The sequence below is a fragment of the Streptomyces sp. NPDC053426 genome (genome assembly GCF_055585405.1).
On record NZ_JBVJKE010000013.1, the window covers coordinates 225,593 to 247,476 of the forward strand.

Consider the following 21,884-nt stretch of genomic DNA (forward strand, 5'->3'; position numbering starts at 1 on the left):
AGGAAGCCGACCTCATGCTGCGCATCGCCGTCCCCAACAAGGGTTCCCTGTCAGGCCCCGCGGGGGAGATGCTGCATGAGGCCGGCTACCGGCAGCGCCGCGAGTCCAAGGAGCTGCGGATCGTCGACCCGGCGAACGAGGTCGAGTTCTTCTACCTCCGCCCGCGCGACATCGCCATCTACGTCGCTTCCGGACAGCTCGACATCGGCATCACCGGCCGCGACCTGCTGATCGACTCCGGCGCCGACGCCGAGGAGATCCTCCCCCTCGGCTTCGCCCGCTCCACCTTCCACTACGCCACCAAGCCGGGCACCATCGGCGGGCTGGCGGACCTGAAGGGCAAGACGATCGCCACCTCCTACGAGGGCATCGTCGCGGGACACCTCGCCGACAACGGCATCGAGGCATCCGTCGTCCACCTCGACGGCGCCGTCGAGACCGCCATCCAGCTCGGTGTCGCCCAGGTCATCGCGGACGTCGTCGAGACGGGCACCTCGCTGCGCAACGCCGGCCTGGAGATCGCCGGCGAACCGATCATGAAGTCCGAGGCCGTCGTCATCCTCCCCCGGGCTCGAACACACTCGCCCGGGGGGACCCCCACCACCGGCGCGGACGGCGAGGAGCCCAAGGTGCAGCAGTTCCTGCGCCGCCTCCAGGGCGTCCTGGTCGCCCGGACGTACGTGATGATGGACTACGACTGCCGCGTCGAACAGCTCGAGAGGGCCGTCGCTCTCACCCCGGGCCTGGAGTCCCCCACCGTGTCCCCGCTGCACAACGAGGGCTGGGTCGCCGTCCGCGCCATGGTCCCGTCCAAGGACGCCCAGCGGATCATGGACGACCTGTACGACATCGGCGCCCGCGCCATCCTCACCACCGCCATCCACGCCTGCCGCCTCTGACCGGGTCCGGAGCACCACCATGTCCGACACGACCGCGGGCCGGCTGCCCGGCCTGCCCGTCACCTTCCGCCCGGGCCGCACCCGCGCGGTGCTGCTCACGGCCGGCGCCGCGCTCTTCGTGGTCATCACCCTGATCGCGCTGCTGCTGGACCAGCTCGGCCCGGGGGAGCGGATCAGCTTCGTGTTCACCGCCGCGCTGCTGGCCGGCGTGCTGTTCCTGCTGGCCCGGCCGAAGGTCGTCGCCGACGAGACGGGCGTCACCGTCGTCAACATCGTGAGCCGACGCCGCCTGGAATGGGCGGAGATCCTTCAGGTGAACCTCCGTCCCGGTGATCCCTGGGTCTTCCTCGACCTCAGCGACGGCACCAGCCTGCCCGCGCTCGGCATCCAGCCGGGCATCGCCAGACAGCGGGCCGTCGCCGACGCGCGGGCCCTGCGGGCGCTCACCGAGGTCCGCTCCACGGCCGGGCCCGAGGCACCCCGGAGCTGACCCGGGGAACGCCCCTCGGGGGCGGCCCGGGGCCCGGCTCAGGGAAGCACCGGGGACGTTCACCTGCCGCAGTCGCCCATGTCTTGATTAATCTGGTGGGCGGAGGCGCGACGACCGCGCCTCCGCCCCTGCCGCCCCGCCCGGTGCACAGGGGCTCCAGCTATCCGAGGAGTGACCCTCTCCGGCGATGGACGGATCGTCCTGTAGTACCTGCGCCGCCCCCTGCCGACATAGCGCCGACCGGTTCCACGAGGTCCGCGCGCATGCGGAGGCGGCGGCATCATGACCACCTCCTTGCTGCTTCTCGCAGCCGCTTTCCTGCTGATCCTGGCCAACGGATTCTTCGTGGCCGCCGAGTTCGGCCTGGTCACCGTCGAGCGACCGGACGCCGAGGAGGCCGCCGCGGGCGGCGACCGGCGTGCCCGCCGGGTCGTCGAGTCGCTCAGGGAACTCTCCTTCCAGCTCTCCGGCACCCAGCTCGGCATCACCATCACCTCCCTCGTCGTCGGCATGCTGGCGCAGCCGGCGCTCGCCGGACTGCTGCACGGCCCCTTCACCGGCATCGGTGTCCCCGAGGGCGCGGTCCCCGGTGTCTCCGTCGTCGTCGGCATGCTGCTGGCCTCCGCGGTGCAGATGGTGATCGGCGAACTCGTGCCGAAGAACTGGGCCGTGTCCCGCCCCCTGCAGGTCGCCCGCTTCGTGGCCGGCCCGCAGCACGCGTTCGCCCGGCTCTTCCGCCCGGTCATCGCCGGGCTGAACGCCGTGGCCAACCGCCTGGTGCGGGCCCTGGGCATCGAGCCCACCGAGGAACTGGCCTCCGCCCGCACCCCCGGCGAACTCGTCTCCCTGGCCCGGCACTCCGCCCGGGCCGGCGCCCTGGAACAGGACACGGCGGACCTCTTCGTCCGCACCCTGTCCCTCGGCGAGCTGACCGCGCAGCACGTCATGACACCGCGCGTGAAGGTCAGCGCCCTGCAGTCCTCGGCGACCGCCGAGGACGTGGTCAACCTGACCCGGGCCACCGGTCTGTCCCGCTTCCCCGTCTACCGGGAGCGGATCGACGAGATCGTCGGCATGGTGCACCTCAAGGACGCCCTCGCGGTGTCCGTGCACGACCGGCTGCGCACCCCCGTGGGCCGCATCGCCCGCCCGGCGCTGCTCGTCCCCGAGACCCTGCCCGTACGGCCGCTGCTCACGCGGCTGCGCAGCGAGCAGCCCATCGCGGTCGTCGTCGACGAGTACGGCGGCACGGCCGGCGTCGTCACGCTGGAGGACATCGTCGAGGAGCTCGTCGGCGAGGTGCGCGACGAGCACGACGGACAGGACGTCCCCGAACTCGCCCCCGCCCCGCCCGAGGACGGCAACCCCGCCTGGGACGTCGACGGCGGCGTCCGGGTCGACATCCTGCGGCGCATAGGCCTGGAGGTGCCCGAGGGCCCGTACGAGACGGTGGCCGGCCTGGTCGCCGATCTGCTCGGCCGGATCCCGGCCGTCGGCGACCGCGCGGAACTGCCCGGCTGGCGGCTGTCGGTACGCAGGGTCGGCCACTACCGCGCCGAACGCGTCCGCCTGGTCAGAACGGCCCCGCTGCCGCTGGTGGAGGTGGCCGGATGAGCGTGCTGCAACTCCTCTTCGCCGCGCTGCTCGTGCTCGCCAACGGATTCTTCGTCGGCGCCGAGTTCGCGCTGGTCTCGGTCCGCCGCAGCCAGATCGAACCGCTCGGCACCGCCCGCGCCCGCCAGGTGCTGTACGGCCTGGAGCATCTGCCGCAGATGATGGCGGCGGCCCAGTTCGGCATCACCGTCTGCTCGCTGACCCTGGGCGCGGTCGCCGAACCGACGGTCGCCCGTCTGCTGGAGCCGGTCTTCGAGTGGATGCACCTGCCGCACGGCATGATCCACCCGCTCGGCTACGTCATCGCGCTCGCCGCGGTGGTCTTCTTCCACCTCGTCATCGGCGAGATGGTCCCGAAGAACCTGGCGATGGCGGCCCCCGAGAAGGCCGCGCTGTGGCTGAGCCCCGGCCTGGTCTGGTTCGCCCGCCTGTGCAAGCCGGTCACGATCGCGCTCGGCGCCTGCGCCCAGGCCGTCCTGCGGCTCTTCCGCGTCGAACCGAAGGACGAGGTCGAGGCCGTCTTCACCAGCGAACAGCTCAACCGGCTGGTGGAGGACTCCGGCCAGGCGGGCCTCCTCGACCCCGAGGAGGCCGAGCGTCTGGAGGACGCGCTGGAACTGGGTTCCCGCCCGGTGACGGACGTCCTGCTCGACCGCGAGTCACTGGTGACGGTCACGCCCGCGGTCACCCCGGGACAGATCGTGGAGCTCACCGCCCGCACCGGGTACTCCCGGTTCCCGGTGGCCGCGGACGGCGGCGCCTTCATGGGCTACCTGCACGTCAAGGACGTACTGGACCTGGAGGACTCCGACCGCGCCGTCCCGCAGCACCTGTGGCGCCCGATGACGACCCTCCGCCCCGAACTCCCCCTGGACGACGCCCTCACGGTGATGCGCCGCGCGGCGACCCACCTGGCCCAGGTCTCCGACCCCTCCGGCAAGGTCCTGGGCCTGGTGGCCCTGGAGGACGTCCTGGAACTCCTGGTGGGCGAAGTACGCGACCCGGCCCACCGGGAGATGACGGTCACCCCCCAGAGAGCAAGCGGAACCCCGGAGGAGGCCCTGGCGACATAGCTGCCGTAGCCGCGGGCAGTCGTGCCTCCCCAGTGCCTTGAAGGCCTGGGAGGCACCCCCTTCAGCGGGGCGAGCGCAAACCACCCCCCCGTCGGGCACCCCACCGGGGCCTCACACCCCCGGTGGGTCCGCCGGCCCCCGCCCCGACAGAACCTCCCCGTACGCCTGCATCAGATCCGGCAACCGCAACGTCGCCAGATCATCCCGGGTCAACGCCCCGGGATACACCGACAACCGCAAATCCCGGTACGCACAGCTCTTCTCGTACAGCGTCCGCAGGAACCGCCCGTTCCCCAGCTCGTCGATCCACCCCTGGTCCACCACATGCCCGGCGATCGACCGCAGCTCGTCCAACGCCTCCTCGTCCCACACATCCCCGTTCTCCCCCGCCAGCACCTCCCCGATCGAGGTCAGCTCCAGCGGCCGGTACGAGGGAAAGTCCACCCGCGAGGTGAACCGGGACGACAGCCCGGGATTCGCGGCCAGCAGCCGGTCCATCCCCTCCGGATACCCGGCGAGGATCACCACCAGATGATCCCGGTTGTCCTCCGCCCGCTTCAGCAGCACCTGCAGCGCCTCGTCCCCGTACGCGTCCCCCTTGCCGTACCCGGAGTTGGACAGCGAGTACGCCTCGTCCACGAACAGCACCCCGCCCAGCGCGGAGTCGATCAGCTCATTGGCCTTCACCGCGGTCTGCCCCAGGTACTCACCGACCAGATCCGCCCGCTGGGCCTCCACCAGATGGTCACCACCGAGCAGCCCGAGGGCGTAGAACACCCGGCCGAGGATGCGGGCCACCGTCGTCTTCCCCGTCCCGGACGGCCCGGAGAAGACGAAATGGCGTTTCGGCGGCTGCACCGGCAGCCCCTGCCCGGCCCGCAGCCGCGCCATGTTCAACTGCGCCGACAACGCCTTGACCTGGCGCTTCACCGGCTCCAGGCCCACCATGCGCTCCAGTTCGGCGAGCGCCTCCTCCAGTAACGCGGGGTCCGTGGGCCCGGTGGGCAGCGGTGACGCCCCGGAGCCCGCCCGCTCCCGCACGCCCGGAGCGGTGACCGGGGGCAGCGGGCCCGGTAGGGGCTCGGGATCGGACAGCCGCAGGTCACGCCCCTCGGTGCCGAACAGCGGGTCGAGCATGTCGGGGCCGTCCATGACGTCCTGCCCGGCCCCGGTGAGCGTGATCGCGGCGAGATCGGCGGAGTCGTCGTACCCGTCGCCCTCGGCGATCGCGGCGAGCCGGGCGGAGGTGTCCATGAAGGCCGGATCGACCCGGTGCACGGCCCGGTACAGGGGGAGCGCGGCGGCGCTGCGGCCGGTCCCCTCGTGGGCGCGGGCCAGCCAGTAGCGCAGCTCCTTGCGCTGTGGCTGTTCGCTGCGGCACCGCATCAGCGCCGCCGAAAGGAGCGGTTCGGCCTGCCCGTACATCTCCAGCCGCACCCGTGCCATGCCGCCGAACAGGCCGGCCTCGATGCCCAGCAGGGGGTCCTCGACGAGGGAGTCCGTGTGCCGGACCAGCTGCTCCCAGTCCTTGACCAGGTAGGCGCGGCAGGCGTGCAGGAAGCGGACCTGCGGATCGGTGTCCACCGGGGGCAGTCCGGCGAGCGCCCGGTCCAGCTCGGGGACGTGGCGCCCGTCCAGCCAGTGGGAGGCGTGCGCCAGCAGCAGATCGCGGGGGCTCTCCAGCACCGGTTGCACCCACCAGCCCAGCCAGTACCAGGAGTTGAGGGTGCGGCGGTGCCGGGTGCGCTGCTCGCCGAAGCGCTCCCGGTGCCGGAACATCCTCAGCAGCGCGGTCGTCGTGTCGACGCGCAGCGCGTGCAGCCCGAGCCAGCCGTCGGCCATCCCCGGGTCGATCCGCACCGCGGCCCGGAACTCCTCCTCCGCCTGCGGATAGGCGCCCATCGTGTAGGCGTCCACGCCCCGCAGCCAGGCGAGGTCGGCCGGGGCTTGCGGGCTCTGCGTGCCGAAGTCCATCAGGTCCCCCACGAACCGTGCCCCCGTCGGTGTGCCGGCCGGCCCTCGTCCGTCGGCTCCCGTTGGTCGAACCGCTGCGCCGCGGACCGGAGTTGGAAGGTGCGCGAAGCAGCGTCCGTAGGTCGCACCGAGGGCATCGTACCTGCGGCGGCGGTACGTCCGTAGGGTGCCGTACCCGCCGAAGGGCGAGGCGGGAGGGGAGCGCGGAGCACGCGTGGTGACCCAGGGTGATCGTCATATGCCACTGAGCGCCCGAAAAACGCGAAGAGGGCAGAACGAAGCCCCCGATCACGGGGGAACAACCGGGGGCTTCGCGTCTGCCGGCGGCTCCGAAGGGCCGCACATTGAGAACGTAAGACCTGTAAGTGCCCTCGGTCAAGCCGAGTTGGGGTACTCCGGCAACTTGTCCGGGACCGCTCTTCACAGGTTCACCACAACGCGGGCGGGCCGTCACCCTGTGTGACCGGAGGGGGTGATTCAGCCGCACCGGCGGGCCCGGGAAGCAGCTCGTATCCCTCCGGGCGCTGCCGCACCAGAAGCCCCGCGAAGGGGCGCGAGGGGTCGCCCGCGAAGTGCTCGCGTTCCGCGCGGACCCAGCCCTCCCAGAACTCCCGCTGCTCCGCGCCGTCGCGGGCCCGCCCCCGCGACCAGGACTCCTCCCTGGGGAGGTCCATCCACAGCAGCAGCGCCAGATACGGGCGCAGGGCCCGGCGCCCGACGCCGACGCCCTCCACGACGATCACCGGGGCGGGCGGCAGCGGGCGGGGCGGTCCGAAGCGGCGGGTCCGCCAGTCGTAGGGGGAGTAGTGCGCGGTCTCGCCGCGGCCGAGCGGTTCGATCACCTGGCTCAGCAGCCGTCCGGTCCAGTCGAACAGTTCGGTGTGGCTGGCGATGTCGTCGAGCCGCAGCACCGGAGCGCCGTCCAGCGCCTCGGCCAGCCGCAGGGCGAACGTCGACTTCCCCGAGCCGGCGTGCCCGTCGACACCGACGAGCCGGACCGGGCCGCACGAGGGGGCGAGCCGGCGGATGCGGGAGGCGAGAACGTGAATGGCTGGTTCCTGGGGGCGGGGAGGGGGAGAGGGGGGCTTACCCGAGCACTCTAGAGCCCCCGGACGGACGGGCCCTCGGCCGGACGGCCCCACCGCGGGTCCCGCCAATGGTCGAGTCCCATGTTGATCGGGCGCGGTACGGCCGGGGTGCTGGCAGGATCCGCCCGGCTGCGTCCATAGTTGGCGCACACCCGCTCCACCCGGCGGACGTACACCGTCCGGCCGGCCGTGCCTTGGTCCTGTACCGACTCCGACACCTGGGGGTCTTCCACCCATGAGCAGAGCCGAACTGCCGTCCCGCAGGTCCCTCCTGACCGCGGCGGTCGTCACCGTCGTCGCCGGGAGCGCGGGCCCGGCGTCCGCCGGCACTCCGACGGCCGGCACCCCGGCCGGACACGTCACCGGCGGCGGCCGGACCGCCGCCCGCCCCGTCGACAACCGGTTCTGGACCTCGTACACCGACTGGCGCGGCGGCACCGCCGTCGGGACCCGTGCCGTCGCCGGTGCCCGCCCCGGCCTTCTGATCGTGAGGCCCGCCGGCACCACGGACTACACCGACCCGCACACCGGCCGCACGGCCGCCTGGGAGTACGCGACCTGGACCTCGCCCGTGCACCGTCTCGGGGTTCCGGCGACGGAGGTCATCGCCTCCTGGAACGCGCACACCCCCGCGGGCACCTGGCTCCAGACCGAGCTGAAGGGCACGTACTCCGACGGCACGGACACCCCCTGGTACGTCATGGGCCGCTGGGCCGCCGGCGACCAGGACATCCGGCGCACCTCGGTGGACGACCAGAGCGACGGGAAGAGCAGCATCTGGACGGACACGTTCTCCGTCGACGACGCGGCCTCCGGTCTGCGCCTCGTCTCGTACCGGCTGCGCCTGACCCTTTACCGGCGCCCCGGCACCCGGCTCACCCCGACCGTGTGGCGGCTCGGCGCGATGGGCTCCGACATCCCCGACCGGTTCACCGTCCCCGCCTCCGAGCCCGGCCTCGCCAAGGAGCTGATCGTCCCGCGTTACTCGCAGGAGATCCACAAGGGCCAGTACCCGGAGTACGACAACGGCGGCGAGGCCTGGTGCAGCCCCACCTCCTCGCAGATGATCATCGAGTACTGGGGCGGCCGGCTCACCGAGGAGCAGCTCTCCTGGGTCGACCCGTCCTACGCCGACCCGCAGATCTGCCACGCGGCCCGCTACACGTTCGACCACCAGTACGAGGGCTGCGGCAACTGGCCCTTCAACGCCGCCTACGCGGCCACCTTCGACGGCCTGGCGGGCGTGGTCACCCGCCTCGGCTCCCTCACCGACCTGGAGACGCTGATCGCCGCGGGCATCCCGGCCATCACGTCGCAGTCGTTCCTGGCGGAGGAGCTGACCGGGGCGGGGTATGGAACCTCCGGTCACCTGATGACGGTGATCGGCTTCACCGCCGACGGCGATGTGGTCGCCAACGACCCCGCCTCGGACGACAACGCGGCCGTGCGCCGTGTCTACCGGCGGCGCGAGTGGGAGAACATCTGGCTGCGGACCAAGCGGTACAACGCCTCCGGGAAGGTGGTGTCCGGCACCGGAGGGGTCTGCTACCTCTACTTCCCGGCCCGGCCGACCCCGCGGCAGCGCAAGGCGCTCGCGGCGGTGGGCGTGCGCTGAGCCGGCCCCGCCGACGGCCCCGGTCGCCCGGGGCCGTCGGACGTCTGTGACCGACGTCTCGGCCGCAGAAGCCGCTCGCGGTGGCAAGGTGGACGTCAGTCGCAGGGGGAGTCCACCGCACCACAGAGACCAGCGAGAAGCCATGACCACGAACGCAGTCACCGTCACCCGCGCCCGCACCGGCGGCCCCCGGGAGGACGGCCCGAAGATCCTCGAACACGTCATGGGATGGACCCTCGTCGTGGTCCTCGCGATGTTCGTGACCCAGCTGGGACTGCTGTAACCCGAGGTCGCGGGATTGCCGGTCCGGTTCCTCCGGATGACCTGACATACTGCGGCGGGACGTCCCACCGCCCGCAGGAAGACCTGGGTCGAAATTGAACATCAGCCGGCAGTCCGCCGTACGCCCCGCGACGCGCGGTACCGAGCGTTCGTCCACGCGTCGCGCCGAACTCATCGCCATCGGGCGGAAGTTGTTCGCGGACACGTCGTACGACGCGCTCTCGATGGACGACATCGCACGCCAGGCGCAGGTCGCCAAGGGGCTGATCTACTACTACTTCCACTCCAAGCGCGGCTACTACCTGGCGATCATCGAGGACTCGGTGGCCGGTCTGGTCGGCTTCGCCGCGAGCGGGGCCGGGCTGCCGCCGGTGGAGCGGGTGCACCGCACCATCGACAGCTATCTGCGGTACGCCGAGCACAACCAGGCCGCCTACCGCGCGATCGTCAGCGGCGGCGTCGGCTTCGACACCGAGGTGCACGCCATCCGGGACGGGGTGCGCGAGGCCATCGTCGCGACCATCGCCGAGGGCGCCTACGGCCGTACGGACATCTCGCCGGTGGCGCGGATGGGGCTGCTGGCCTGGGTGTGCAGCGTGGAGGGCGCCGCGCTCGCCTGGATCGACCGCGGTGAACTGTCCCGCGAGACCATGAGCGAGCTGCTGGTGAAGACGCTCGGCGGGGCCATGCGCGCCATCGAGGAGCTGGACCCCGCCCACCCGGCCCCGGCCCCCGCCCGCCGCGACGTCTGAGACGGGCCCCGTCCCTTGATCGGTTCCCCGTTCGGGGTGCCGCCTTTCGGGCGAATGTCCCGTCCGGCGGGGGTGCGGAAACTTTTTGAAGTGAGCGGTCGTTAACTGGTGACTTGCTGCGGCCGATCGGGCATACTCGCAGCGCACAGCCGCTGGTCAGCAGCTTCCGAGACCCGGGAGTGCGAGCATCGGCCAGGCACCGATACGACCCCGGCGGAGCCGCCCCCACCCAAGGCGCACGCCGATGTGCCCGACAGGGAGGAGAGCGCCGCCATGCCCGACCGCGCCCCGCAGCCGGTGGACCGGCAACTGCCCACGGACGAGGCCCGGGACCTCATCTCGCTCGTCCGCGACATCGCGCAGCGCGAGGTCGCCCCGCGGGCGGCCGAGGAGGAGGACGCGGGCCGCTTCCCCCGCGAACTGTTCACCCTGCTCTCCGAGTCCGGCCTGCTCGGCCTGCCCTACGACTCCGAGTACGGCGGCGGAGACCAGCCGTACGAGGTCTACCTCCAGGTCCTCGAAGAGCTCGCCGCGGCCCGGCTCACCGTCGGCCTCGGTGTCAGCGTGCACACCCTGGCCTCCTACGCGCTCGCCGCCTTCGGCGCCAAGGAGCAGCAGGCCGAGCATCTGCCCGCGATGCTCGGCGGCGGCCTGCTCGGCGCCTACTGCCTCTCCGAGCCCGCCTCGGGCTCGGACGCGGCCTCCCTGCGCACCAAGGCCGTGCGCGACGGGGACGACTGGGTGATCACCGGCACCAAGGCGTGGATCACCCACGGCGGCATCGCCGACTTCTGCACCGTCATGGCCCGTACCGGCGAGGAGGGCCCGCGCGGCATCACCGCGTTCCTGGTGCCCGGTGACGCCGAGGGACTGAGCGCCGCCGTGCCGGAGAAGAAGATGGGGATGAAGGGCTCGCCCACCGCCCAGGTCCATCTCGACGGCGTCCGGGTCCCCGACGCGCGGCGCATCGGCGAGGAGGGGCAGGGCTTCGCGATCGCCCTGTCGGCGCTGGACGGCGGCCGGCTCGGCATCGCCGCCTGCGCGATCGGCCTGGCCCAGGCGGCGCTGGACGAGGCGCTCGGCTACGCGGCCGAGCGGCGGCAGTTCGGCAAGCCGATCGCCGACTTCCAGGGACTGCGCTTCATGCTCGCCGACATGGCCACGCAGATCGAGGCGGGGCGCGCGCTGTACCTGGCGGCGGCCCGGCTGCGCGACGCGGGGCGGCCGTTCGCCAAGCAGGCCGCCATGGCCAAGCTGCACTGCACCGACACGGCGATGCGGGTCACCACCGACGCCGTGCAGATCCTCGGCGGCTACGGCTACACCGCGGACTTCCCCGCCGAGCGCTACATGCGCGAGGCCAAGGTCCTGCAGATCGTCGAGGGCACCAACCAGATCCAGCGCATGGTCATCGCCCGCCACCTCGCGGGTCCGGAGACCCGCTGAGCGGATCGAGCCCCCGCCAGGGCGCGGCGAGCCGGGTCCACTCCGGATCCTGCCGCCCGGGCAGCGTGCGGCCCCGGTCCGCCCAGGTCCGCATCAGATCGCGGTAGATCGGCGGATCCGGGAGCCGGGGCGGCGCGGGTGCGACCGCCTCCGCGGGCGGCGGCACGAAGACGCGGCGTTGACGCCCGGTCGTCGAGTGCGTGGGGGTCGTCATACCCGGGCAACGCGGGAGCGGCCGGACGGGTCACCGACCCCCGGAACAGGACGTGCGTTCGCGGCGGTCCCGCGCGGACGGGGGCGGCGGACCGCGCCGCCCCCGCACCGGTGTGCGCTCAGGCGGCGTGCCGCCGCATCGCCGGAACCCGGATCGGACGCGAGCCCGGACCGCCGACGTGCGAGAAGGGCTGCGTGCGCCAGTCGAGCCCCTGGGGGAGCGTCAACAGCAGGGCCGTGTCCTGCTCCTGGGGAGCGACGGACTCGTCGGCCGACCGCGCCTCGGCGGCCCGGCGGCCGGTGCCGGCGCAGACCGTGAGCCCGAACGGGTTCCACGGCGAGGCGCACAGCGCGTGCTCCGGCAGGGTGTCCTCGTCCGCGAGCAGGGCGATGGGCTGCGCGCAGTCCGGGCAGACGACCCGGTACATCTCGAAGGTGTCGTAGGCGTCGGGTTCCTCGTCCGGGACGTCGGGTTCGACGTACTCCAGATCGAGCTCGACGACCGGCTGCTGCCGCTTGGACGTGGTACGACCAAGGCGCTTAAGACTCTGCATTGGGTTCTCCCCCTCGGGCTGGGCCGTGAAGGCACTGCGGCCTCGACCACAGCAAGCACTTCCCGTCCCCCCTCCGGGGTAATCACGGGAACATCACGGAGACCGCTCGAAGGCTGTGGTGTTCGTCACATGCCAGGTGCGGGTGCCCCGTGCGGGGGCTTTGTCCCCCGGCACGTCACGAACCGGGCATGACCTGGGCGGCTCAGGTATCCGAGGAGATCAAGCGCACTGTAGGTTCTTGCGCCATGGAGGAGCTGGACCGACAGATCGTGCAGCTGCTCGTCAAGGACGGGCGGATGAGCTACACAGACCTGGGCAAGGCCACGGGCCTGTCCACGTCGGCCGTGCACCAGCGGGTGCGCCGGCTGGAACAGCGTGGCGTCATCCGCGGCTATGCCGCGGTCGTCGACCCGGAGGCCGTCGGCCTGCCCATGACCGCCTTCATCTCGGTCAAACCCTTCGACCCCAGCGCCCCCGACGACATCGCGGACCGCCTCGCCGGCGTCCCCGAGATCGAGGCCTGCCACAGCGTCGCGGGCGACGAGAACTACATCCTCAAGGTGCGCGTGTCCACCCCGCACGAACTGGAGGAACTGCTCGCCCGCGTACGCTCACTGGCAGGCGTCTCCACCCGCACGACGGTGGTCCTCTCCACCCCGTACGAAGCCCGCCCGCCGCGCGTCTGAATCCCGCGCCGATTCCGGCCCGTCCGGCTGAGGTTCAGCCTCTCCGGCGTTTGAGGAGCGGGGTCCGGGGCGGAGCCCCGGGTTCGGGACGGGAAGGGACGGCGGGGGCGATCACAATGGACCGGCCGGGAACGCACGGGACGCGTCGCCCCACCGGAGACGGCCCTGCATGCGGAGCGCCCCGCACGACACGCGAAACTGTGGGACATGAGTGAACGCACCGCCCCACCCCGCACCCTCCTGCTCCGCCGCGGCGAGGTCCACAGCCCCGCCGACCCCTTCGCGACCGCGATGGTCGTCGAACGCGGCCAGGTCGCCTGGGTCGGCTCCGAAGGCGCGGCCGACGCCTTCGCGGACGGCGTCGACGAGGTGATCGACCTGGACGGCGCGCTGGTCACCCCCGCGTTCACCGACGCGCACGTCCACACCACGGCCACCGGCCTCGCCCTCACCGGCCTCGACCTGTCCACCGCCCCCTCGCTGGAGGCCGCGCTGGCCCGCGTACGGGAGTTCGCCGCCGCCCGCCCGGACGACCGGGTCCTCCTCGGCCACGGCTGGGACGCCGCCCGCTGGCCCGGCGGCCGTCCCCCGACCCGCGCCGAGCTCGACGAGGCCACCGGCGGCCGCCCCCTCTACCTGAGCCGGATCGACGTCCACTCCGCGGTCGTCACCACGGCGCTCCTCGACCTCGTCCCGGTCGTGGTCACCCGCGAGGACCGCCCGCTCACCGGGGACGCCCACCACGCGGTGCGCGCCGCCGCCCTGGCCGCCGTCACGCCCGCCCAGCGCACCGAGGCCCAGCGCGCCGCCCTCGCCCACGCCGCCTCCCTCGGCATCGGCACGGTCCACGAGTGCGGGGGCCCGGAGATCTCGTCCGAGGACGACTTCACCGGACTGCTGCGGCTCGCCGCCGAGGAGAGCGGCCCGCGCGTCGTCGGCTACTGGGCCGAACAGGACGTCGCCAAGGCGAAGGAGCTGGGCGCGATCGGTGCCGCGGGCGACCTGTTCGCCGACGGTGCCCTCGGCTCGCACACCGCGTGCCTGCACGAGCCGTACGCCGACGCCGCCCACACCGGAACCGCCCACCTGGACGCCGCGGCCGTGGCCGCCCATGTCGTCGCCTGCACCGAGGCGGGCCTCCAGGCCGGTTTCCACGCCATCGGTGACGCGGCCGTGAGCGCCGTCGTGGACGGCATGCGGGCCGCCGCCGGCACACTCGGCCTCGACCGCGTCCGCGCCGCCCGGCACCGCGTCGAGCACGCCGAGATGCTCACCCCCGAGACCGTCGCCGCCTTCGCCGAACTCGGCCTGACCGCCTCCGTCCAGCCCGCCTTCGACGCCCTGTGGGGCGGCGAGGACGGCATGTACGCGCGGCGCCTGGGAGTGGAGCGGGCCCGCACCCTGAACCCCTTCGCGGCGCTGCTGCGCGCCGGCGTCCCGCTCGCCTTCGGCTCCGACAGTCCGGTCACCCCCCTCGACCCCTGGGGCACGGTCCGGGCCGCCGCCTTCCACCGCACACCGGAGCACCGCGTCTCCGTGCGCGCCGCGTTCACCGCGCACACGCGCGGCGGCTGGCGGGCGGTCGGACGCGACGACGCGGGCGTCCTGGTGCCCGGCGCGCCCGCCGACTACGCCCTCTGGCACACCGGTGAACTCGTCGTCCAGGCGCCCGACGACCGGGTGGCGCGCTGGTCCACCGACCCCCGCTCCGGCACCCCCGGCCTGCCCGACCTCGCCCCCGGCCGTGACCTGCCGGTCTGTCTGCGCACCGTGGTCGGCGGGCGCACGGTGTTCGTACGGCCGGGCGAGTGATCTACGGGGGCGGCGCGGTGACGATCATGTGCCGCGCCCTTCTCTCACGACCTGCGCATCCTCCTCGCCGACCAGGCGTTTGAACCACATCGCGCAGGTCGAACGGCTGTTGACAGGCGGCCGCGGGGGGCCGGTAGGTTCGGCCGGGTCCACCACCGGACGCCCGACCGGAGAACGTCCGGCCACTCGTGTCGGTGCCGCTGGGTCAGGGACGGTGTGCCGTACCGGGGCACCGTCACTGGGAGCCAGGCTCAGCGGCGGCGCGGTACCGAGGGACGTTCCGGCCGGTCGGGGAGGTGTGACCCCGGGTGGGGCCCGGGCGCTCAGTAGACAACGGCTTCAGGTCGATCCGCAGCCGGCGGGTCCCGGGCCGGCCCGAAGGGCGCCGGGCCCCCATCCGCTGTCCCCCGCCTTCTTCAGTACGCCCAAAAAGTGTGTTCCTACCCGATCTTCGGTAAACAACACCACCATATGAATGTCCCGTCACGTCTGCGCGGGCCCTGCCCACTATGGTGGGACCCTGCGCACAGGACATGAAGGGGCAGCAGTGAACGACGGCGACGGGACCCTCGCGGCAGGATCCCAGGGGCGGAACTTCGGCCCGCTCGGCACGGCTCTGGTGATCATCCCGACCTACAACGAGGCGGAGAACATCAAGGCGATCGTCGGCCGGGTGCGCGAGGCCGTTCCCGAGGCGCACGTTCTCGTGGCCGACGACAACAGCCCCGACGGCACGGGCAAGCTCGCCGACGAACTGGCCGCCGGGGACGACCACGTCCAGGTGCTGCACCGCAAGGGCAAGGAGGGCCTGGGCGCGGCCTACCTCGCGGGTTTCCGCTGGGGCATGGAGCACGGCTACGGCGTACTGATCGAGATGGACGCCGACGGCTCCCACCAGCCCGAGGAACTGCCCCGTCTGCTCACCGCCCTCAAGGGCGCCGACCTGGTGCTCGGTTCGCGCTGGGTGCCCGGTGGCCGGGTGGTGAACTGGCCGAAGTCCCGTGAGGTCATCTCGCGCGGGGGCAGCCTCTACTCGCGCGTGGCGCTCGACCTGCCGCTGCGCGACATCACCGGCGGCTTCCGCGCCTTCCGCCGCGAGACGCTGGAGGGCCTCGGCCTCGAGGACGTGGCCTCCCAGGGGTACTGCTTCCAGGTCGACCTGGCCCGCCGCGCGGTGAAGGCCGGCTATCACGTCGTCGAGGTTCCCATCACGTTCGTCGAGCGGGAACTCGGCGACTCCAAGATGAGCCGCGACATCCTCGTCGAGGCGCTGTGGCGGGTCACGGCGTGGGGCGTGGGGGAGAGGGTCGGCAAGGTCCTCGGACGCGGCGGCGACAGGCAGCGGGCCGAGCCGGACGTCAAGCAGCCCGAGCCGGACGTCAAGCAGCCCGAGCCGGACGTCAAGCGGTCCGAACCGTAGGCGTACGGCCGTCCGTTCGTCCCGGCGGTCCTGGTGATCCCGCTTATCCCGTGCTGAGCCGGGCCCAGGCACACTGGGAGCATGACGACTGGCGCTCAGACCCCGTATCCCGCCCGGCCCCGGCGCTCCCGGCTGCGCACCTTCCTGCCGCTGGGGGTCGCCGCATGGCTCGTGCTGGAGATCTGGCTGCTCACCATGGTCGCCGGGGCGTCGAACGGACTGGTGGTCTTCCTGATCCTGGTGGCCGGCCTCGTCCTCGGCTCGGTCGTCATCAAGCGGGCCGGCCGGCGGGCCTTCAAGAACCTGACCGAGACGCTGCAACAGCAGCAGGGCGGGATGCCGCCCGAGGCCCGGCCGAACAGCGAGGGCAACGGCCTGACGATGCTGGGCGGCCTGCTCCTGATCATCCCCGGTGTGATCTCGGACGCGGTGGGGCTGCTCCTGCTGGTGCCGCCGGTGCAGAAGGCCGTGAGCCGTCATGCCGAGCGCACCTTCGAGCGCAAGCTCCGCGAGGCCGCGCAGGGCTCTCTCGGGGACGCCTTCCAGCAGGCCCGTATGCGCCGGCCCGACGGCAAGGTGGTCCAGGGCGAGGTGATCCGGGACGAGCCAGGAAGCGCTCCGGGGGACACCCCGCGGGGACCGCGCCCGCCGCTCACCCGCTGAGGGGCGGCCGGGCCCCGCGCGCACAGCCGGGGCCCGCACGCGCACAGGACCGCGGGCGCCGTACGAGATGTACGGCGCCCGCGGTCCTGTGCCGCTGTGCGTTTGTGGCTTCGCCCGGGTCCCCCGGCGGGATCAAGCCGACTTTCGGCTGTCCCTGGGGTGAACCGCGATGTTCATCGCACCGGAGCGCAGAACGGCGAGACGCTCCTCGAGGACCTCTTCGAGTTCCTCTCGGGTGCGCCGCTCCATCAGCATGTCCCAATGCGTACGCGCGGGCTTGGCCTTCTTCTCCTCGGGGCCGTCGCCGTCCACCAGGAGTGCCTGGGCACCGCAGACCTTGCACTCCCACTCCGGCGGGATCTCCGCCTCGACCGAGAAGGGCATCTCGAAGCGGTGCCCCTTCTCGCATGCGTACTCCACGGCCTGGCGCGGGGCCAGGTCGATGCCGCGGTCCGTCTCGTAGCTGGTCACCACGAGGCGCGTGCCGCGAAGAGCTCGCTCACTCATGAATCGTGCCTCCCGGGCTTGTCGCCCACAGGACAGGTGTCGCTGTCGTCGTCATCCGGTCAACGTCCGGGCGGCGGTAAAGATTCCCGTCCGGGGTTCCGATCCGGGTCATGCGTCGCCGTCGTAGCCGCAGCCTTGTCAACCAGTGCAGTACCCCCCGACGTCCGGTTTGTCACACCTATAAGGAGATGCGACTCAGCGTTCGGCATCTTTGACGCGCAGTAACGGTACGCCTGGCAGGCCAAACGCGTACACTACAGCCCTTTCGCGCCCAGTGCTAAATCCGTTCGGGAACCGGGTTGCCCGCCTCGGTGACCGCCCGCCGCACCGGCACCCGCGCGAGCAGCACAAATCCCAGGACGAAGAAGCCCACCAGGGAGATGATCGCGTCCCGGTAGCTGCCCGTCAGCTGGTAGGTGAGGCCGAACAGCAGCGGCCCGAGCCAGCTCGTCCCGCGGTCGCTCACCTCGTACGCGGAGAAGTACTCGGCCTCCTTGCCGGGCGGCACGAGATGGGAGAAGAGCGAGCGGGACAGCGCCTGGCTGCCGCCGAGGACCAGGCCGATTCCGGCCGCCAGCACGAAGAACCACACGGGGGCTTCAGCGGGCAGGAAGTACCCGGCGGCCAGGGTCAGGGTCCAGGCGACCAGGGAGCCGAGGATCGCGCGCTTCGCGCCGTACCGCCGGGCCAGCCGGCCCAGCGCCAGCGCGCCCGCCACCGCCAGCACCTGGACCAGCAGCACGGCCACGATGAGCGTCGACTGCCCGAGCCCCAGCTCCTTGGAGCCGTACACCGAGGCCTGGGTGATCACCGTCTGGATGCCGTCGTTGTAGACCAGGTACGCCAGCAGGAACGCCAGCGTCAGCGGGTGCCGGCGCATGTCGCGGACGGTCGCCGCGAGCTGCCGGAAGCCCGGCAGGGCCGCCTCCCGCGCGGGAGCACGGCGGTCGCGCAGCCGGCGCAGCGGCACCAGCGCGAAGGCGCCCCACCACAGACCGGCCGACGCCAGGCAGATGCGCACCGCCATGCCCTCGGAGACGCCGAAGCTCTCGTGACCGGTGTAGAGGACGAGGTTCAGAACGAGGACCAGGGACCCGGCCGCGTATCCGAAGGCCCACCCGCGCGAGGAGACCGCGTCGCGCTCCTCGGGCGGGGCGATCTGCGGGAGGTAGGAGTTGTAGAGCATCATCGCGACCGACTGCGCCGCGTTCGCCACCACCAGCAGCAGGCCGCCGAGCAGATAGCGCTCGCCGCCGAGGAAGAACATGCCCGTCGTCGCCGCGGCCCCGGTGTACGCGGCGGCCGCGAGCAGCGGCTTCTTGCGGCCGGTGCGGTCGGCGGCGGCCCCCACCAGCGGCATCACCAGCACGGCCACGATCACCGACAGGGAGACCGAGTAGGCGAAGAAGGAGCCCGCGCGCACCGGTACGCCCAGCGGGTGGACGAACCCGTCCGCGTCCGCCGCGGCCTCGGCGACCGACGTCAGATAGGGACCGAGGAACACGGTGAGCACGCTCGTGGAGTACACGGAGCACGCCCAGTCGTAGAAGTACCAGCCGCGCTGCTCGCGCCGCCGGCCGGCGGCCCCGTCCCCCGCCGCTGACCGCACGGTGTCGGTGTCCACCCGTGCCCTCGCTTCCCCGTGAGCGCGCGGAGGCGGTCGGGCGCGGGGTCTCAGACCCAGACGCCGCGGTCCTCCATGACCTTGCGCAGTGTGCCGATGTGATCGGTCATGATGCCATCCACCCCGAGGTCCAGGAGCCGGTGCATCCGCTCCGCCTCGTTGACCGTCCACACGTGCACCTGGAGCCCGAGCGCGTGGGCGGCCCGTACGAACCGGTGGTCGACCACCTGGATGCCCGACTGCTGCTCGGGGACCTGGGCGGCGACGGCCGACCGGCGCACCGCGGCCGGCAGTCCCCAGGACCGCAGCCGCAGGTTCAGCACGCCCCGGGTGCCGTAGGAGGTGGCCAGCCGGGGGCCGGCCAGCCGCTGGGCGCGCACCACGCGGGCCTCGGAGAACGAGCCGAGGCAGATCCGGTCCCAGGAGCCGGTGCGCTCGACGAGGTCCAGGAACGGCAGGAGGGCCGGTTCGGCCTTCACGTCGACGTTCCAGCGCACCTCGGGGAAGGTCTCCAGGAGTTCTTCGAACAGGGGGACCGGTTCCTCGCCCGCCACGCGCGCGTGCGCCACGTCCCGCCACGGCAGATCGGCGATCCGGCCCGCGCCGTCCGTCACCCGGTCGAGGGTCGCGTCGTGGAAGGCGACGAGCCGGCCGTCGCGCGTGGCGTGGACGTCGGTCTCGATGTACCGGTAGCCCGCCTCGACGGCGCACCGGAACTGCCGGACGGTGTTCTCCAGGCCGTCCGCCGCTCCGCCCCGGTGGGCGAAGGCGATCGGGCCGGGACGGTCGAGGTAGGGGTGGCGTATCCGCGGGGTCACGGACGCAGTATCGCGCGCCGTGGTTGAGCTGTGGCGACGACCGTGCTGCCGTCGGATGCCGAGGGGACGGCGAAGGCGCGCAGGAACAACTGGGCGAGCGGGCCGATCGTCACCGCGTACAGCAGGGTGCCGACGCCCACCGTGCCGCCGAGGAGGAAGCCCGTGACGACGACCGTGATCTCGATGGCCGTACGGACCAGGCGGACCGACACCCCGGTGCGCCGGTTCAGTCCCGTCATCAGGCCGTCGCGCGGGCCCGGGCCGAAGCGCGCCGCGATGTACAGCCCGGTCGCCGCGCCGTTGAGCACGATGCCCGCCGCCATCAGCGGCACGCGTACGGCCATGGCGTGCGCGTCGGGGACCACGGCCAGGGTCGCGTCCATCGCCGCGCCGATCACCAGCACGTTGGAGACGGTGCCGAGACCCGGCCGCTGACGCAGCGGGATCCACAGCAGCAGCACCGCCGCGCCCACGAGGGTCAGCACCACGCCCATCGACAGCCCCGTCCGCTCGGACAGGCCCTGGTGCAGCACGTTCCACGGTTCGAGGCCGAGCCCCGACCGCACCAGCAGCGCCGAGCTCGCGCCGTACAGCGCCAGCCCCGCGTACAGCTGGAACAGCCGCCGCGCGAGATGCCCGTGCCGGGAGGAGTACCTGGCCAAAACGTGCCCCCTGTGGTGGAAGTGGACCGACGCATGACACCCTGTGGCTTGGTCGATGATGGGATCCATGGCCAATCCGGGGAAGGTGGACTGATTATCATGGTGCAGTGGACCTCCGCAGTGGGTGCGGCACAGCTCGCCCGGCTGCTCAACTCCCAGCAGGACCGCCCGGCCGGCCCCGGGACCCGCCGCCCGCCCGCCTACCGCGCGCTCGCCGACGGCATCCGCCTGCTGGTGCTGGAAGGACGCGTCCCGGTGGCCGCGCGGCTGCCCGCCGAGCGGGAACTGGCCCTCGCCCTCTCCGTCAGCCGCACCACCGTCGCCGCCGCCTACGAGGCGCTGCGCGCCGAGGGGTTCCTGGAGTCACGGCGCGGCGCGGGGAGCTGGACCGCGGTCCCGGCGGGCAATCCGGTGCCCGCGCGGGGACTCGAACCGCTGCCGCCCGAGGCCCTCGGCTCGATGATCGACCTCGGCTGCGCCGCGCTGCCCGCGCCCGAGCCCTGGCTCACCCGGGCCGTCCAGGGCGCGCTGGAGGAGCTTCCGCCGTACGCGCACACCCATGGCGACTATCCCGCCGGGCTGCCCGCGCTGCGCTCGATGATCGCGGACCGCTACACCGCGCGGGGCATCCCGACCATGCCCGAGCAGATCATGGTGACGACCGGCGCCATGGGCGCCATCGACGCCATCTGCCACCTCTTCGGGGGACGCGGCGAGCGCATCGCCGTCGAGTCGCCGTCCTACGCCAACATCCTCCAGCTGATGCGGGAGGCCGGGGCCCGGCTCGTCCCCGTCGCCATGGCCGAGGGACTGACCGGCTGGGACCTGGACCGCTGGCGCCAGGTGCTGCGCGAGGCGGCGCCCCGGATCGCGTACGTCGTGGCCGACTTCCACAACCCGACCGGCGCGCTCGCCGACGAGGACCAGCGACGCCGCCTGGTGGACGCGGCACGTTCCGCGGGCACGGTGCTGGTCGCCGACGAGACGATGAGCGAGCTGTGGCTCGACCCGGACGTGGAGATGCCGCGCCCGGTGTGCGCCTTCGACCCGGCCGGGTCCACGGTGATCACGGTCGGCTCGGCGAGCAAGGCCTTCTGGGCCGGCATGCGCATCGGCTGGGTGCGCGCGGCCCCCGACGTCATCCGCAGCCTCGTCGCCGCACGCGCGTACGCCGATCTGGGCACGCCCGTGCTGGAACAGCTCGCCGTGAACTGGCTGTTCGGCACCGGTGGCTGGGAGCAGGCCGTGGAGGTGCGGCGCGCCCAGGCCCGGCAGAACCGGGACGAGCTGGTGGCCGCGGTACGGCGGGAGCTGCCCGACTGGGAGTTCGAGGTACCGCGCGGCGGCCTCACCCTGTGGGTGCGCACCGGCGGCCTCTCGGGCTCCCGCCTCGCCGAGGCGGGCGAACGGGTGGGCGTCCGGGTCCCGTCCGGCCCCCGCTTCGGCGTCGACGGAGCCTTCGAGGGCTACGTACGCCTCCCCTTCACGGTGGGCGGCGCGGTGGCGGAGGAGGCGGCGGTACGCCTCTCCGCGGCAGCCCGAATCGTGGAAACGGGCGGCACCTCGGGCACGGAAACCCCCCGCACGTTCGTGGCGTGACCAGGGGGTGCCATTTGCCCAGTGCCTTGAAGGCCTGGGTGGCACCCCCCCGTGGCGGCGCGGGTGGGCGCAGCGGCACGCGCCGCACGGTCC

At 72.6% G+C, this 21,884-nt stretch carries 20 protein-coding genes; 13 read left to right on the top strand and 7 right to left on the bottom strand.

The features are described 5' to 3' along the window. Positions 1-14: 14 nt before the first annotated feature. The 4 genes from hisG to ACZ62B_RS26345 all read left to right on the top strand — a co-directional run bounded on the left by hisG (position 15) and on the right by ACZ62B_RS26345 (position 4,076). Complete coding sequence (gene hisG, locus ACZ62B_RS26330) at positions 15-899, top strand: ATP phosphoribosyltransferase (protein ID WP_344560668.1); 885 nt, start codon at positions 15-17, stop codon at positions 897-899. A 19-nt stretch (positions 900-918) separates the two neighbouring features. After that, positions 919-1,389, top strand: coding sequence for a PH domain-containing protein (locus ACZ62B_RS26335; protein WP_344560669.1), 471 nt, complete (start codon positions 919-921; stop codon positions 1,387-1,389). A gap of 282 nt (positions 1,390-1,671) precedes the next feature. Next, the gene (locus ACZ62B_RS26340; protein ID WP_344560670.1) at positions 1,672-3,003 is read left to right on the top strand and encodes a hemolysin family protein; all 1,332 of its coding nucleotides are present in this window, start codon (positions 1,672-1,674) and stop codon (positions 3,001-3,003) included. Further along, a complete protein-coding gene (locus ACZ62B_RS26345) occupies positions 3,000-4,076 on the top strand; it encodes a hemolysin family protein (protein WP_344560671.1) in 1,077 nt (358 codons plus the stop codon). The genes ACZ62B_RS26340 and ACZ62B_RS26345 overlap by 4 nt, the downstream gene beginning before the upstream one ends. A gap of 111 nt (positions 4,077-4,187) precedes the next feature. Here ACZ62B_RS26345 and ACZ62B_RS26350 read toward each other — a convergent pair whose 3' ends face one another. Further along, positions 4,188-6,050 (bottom strand): AAA family ATPase, encoded by a 1,863-nt coding sequence (locus ACZ62B_RS26350; RefSeq protein ID WP_344560672.1) that lies wholly within the window; start codon positions 6,048-6,050, stop codon positions 4,188-4,190. Between the two features lie 428 nt (positions 6,051-6,478). Next, the gene (locus ACZ62B_RS26355) at positions 6,479-7,099 is read right to left on the bottom strand and encodes a hypothetical protein (RefSeq protein WP_468720528.1); all 621 of its coding nucleotides are present in this window, start codon (positions 7,097-7,099) and stop codon (positions 6,479-6,481) included. 274 nt (positions 7,100-7,373) lie between these two features. Here ACZ62B_RS26355 and ACZ62B_RS26360 point away from each other — a divergent pair, with 274 nt between their 5' ends. From ACZ62B_RS26360 to ACZ62B_RS26375, 4 genes are all read left to right on the top strand, one after another. After that, the gene (locus tag ACZ62B_RS26360; protein WP_344560673.1) at positions 7,374-8,753 is read left to right on the top strand and encodes a peptidase C39 family protein; all 1,380 of its coding nucleotides are present in this window, start codon (positions 7,374-7,376) and stop codon (positions 8,751-8,753) included. Positions 8,754-8,895: 142 nt separating this feature from the next. After that, positions 8,896-9,036: an SCO1431 family membrane protein gene (locus ACZ62B_RS26365; RefSeq protein ID WP_344560674.1), complete on the top strand. Its 141-nt coding sequence runs from the start codon at positions 8,896-8,898 to the stop codon at positions 9,034-9,036. 94 nt (positions 9,037-9,130) lie between these two features. Beyond that, entirely contained in the window at positions 9,131-9,787 is a 657-nt protein-coding gene (locus ACZ62B_RS26370; RefSeq protein WP_344560675.1) for a TetR/AcrR family transcriptional regulator, read from the top strand. A gap of 273 nt (positions 9,788-10,060) precedes the next feature. Further along, complete coding sequence (locus ACZ62B_RS26375; RefSeq protein WP_468720510.1) at positions 10,061-11,233, top strand: acyl-CoA dehydrogenase family protein; 1,173 nt, start codon at positions 10,061-10,063, stop codon at positions 11,231-11,233. Positions 11,234-11,565: 332 nt separating this feature from the next. On the opposite strand, the gene ACZ62B_RS26380 is transcribed toward ACZ62B_RS26375, so the two are convergent. Then, complete coding sequence (locus ACZ62B_RS26380; protein ID WP_344560677.1) at positions 11,566-12,000, bottom strand: hypothetical protein; 435 nt, start codon at positions 11,998-12,000, stop codon at positions 11,566-11,568. Between the two features lie 245 nt (positions 12,001-12,245). Here ACZ62B_RS26380 and ACZ62B_RS26385 point away from each other — a divergent pair, with 245 nt between their 5' ends. From ACZ62B_RS26385 to fxsA, 4 genes are all read left to right on the top strand, one after another. Further along, complete coding sequence (locus ACZ62B_RS26385; RefSeq protein ID WP_019325021.1) at positions 12,246-12,686, top strand: Lrp/AsnC family transcriptional regulator; 441 nt, start codon at positions 12,246-12,248, stop codon at positions 12,684-12,686. A 207-nt stretch (positions 12,687-12,893) separates the two neighbouring features. Next, complete coding sequence (locus ACZ62B_RS26390; protein ID WP_469692278.1) at positions 12,894-14,498, top strand: amidohydrolase; 1,605 nt, start codon at positions 12,894-12,896, stop codon at positions 14,496-14,498. A 547-nt stretch (positions 14,499-15,045) separates the two neighbouring features. Continuing rightward, complete coding sequence (locus ACZ62B_RS26395) at positions 15,046-15,918, top strand: polyprenol monophosphomannose synthase (protein ID WP_344560679.1); 873 nt, start codon at positions 15,046-15,048, stop codon at positions 15,916-15,918. An 81-nt stretch (positions 15,919-15,999) separates the two neighbouring features. Further along, positions 16,000-16,581, top strand: a complete 582-nt coding sequence (fxsA, locus tag ACZ62B_RS26400; RefSeq protein WP_344560680.1) for an FxsA family membrane protein — start codon at positions 16,000-16,002, stop codon at positions 16,579-16,581. Between the two features lie 132 nt (positions 16,582-16,713). Here fxsA and ACZ62B_RS26405 read toward each other — a convergent pair whose 3' ends face one another. From ACZ62B_RS26405 to yczE, 4 genes are all read right to left on the bottom strand, one after another. Next, a complete protein-coding gene (locus ACZ62B_RS26405) occupies positions 16,714-17,088 on the bottom strand; it encodes an RNA polymerase-binding protein RbpA (RefSeq protein WP_003977404.1) in 375 nt (124 codons plus the stop codon). A 277-nt stretch (positions 17,089-17,365) separates the two neighbouring features. Continuing rightward, the gene (locus tag ACZ62B_RS26410) at positions 17,366-18,712 is read right to left on the bottom strand and encodes an MFS transporter (RefSeq protein ID WP_344560681.1); all 1,347 of its coding nucleotides are present in this window, start codon (positions 18,710-18,712) and stop codon (positions 17,366-17,368) included. 50 nt (positions 18,713-18,762) lie between these two features. Next, positions 18,763-19,530 (bottom strand): glycerophosphodiester phosphodiesterase family protein, encoded by a 768-nt coding sequence (locus tag ACZ62B_RS26415; RefSeq protein WP_344560682.1) that lies wholly within the window; start codon positions 19,528-19,530, stop codon positions 18,763-18,765. Further along, the gene (yczE, locus tag ACZ62B_RS26420; protein WP_344560683.1) at positions 19,527-20,192 is read right to left on the bottom strand and encodes a membrane protein YczE; all 666 of its coding nucleotides are present in this window, start codon (positions 20,190-20,192) and stop codon (positions 19,527-19,529) included. Before yczE ends, ACZ62B_RS26415 begins: the two co-directional genes overlap by 4 nt. A gap of 99 nt (positions 20,193-20,291) precedes the next feature. On the opposite strand from yczE, the gene ACZ62B_RS26425 reads away from it, so the two are divergent. Next, positions 20,292-21,791, top strand: a complete 1,500-nt coding sequence (locus ACZ62B_RS26425) for an SCO1417 family PLP biosynthesis transcription factor (protein ID WP_468883633.1) — start codon at positions 20,292-20,294, stop codon at positions 21,789-21,791. Positions 21,792-21,884 lie beyond the last annotated feature (93 nt).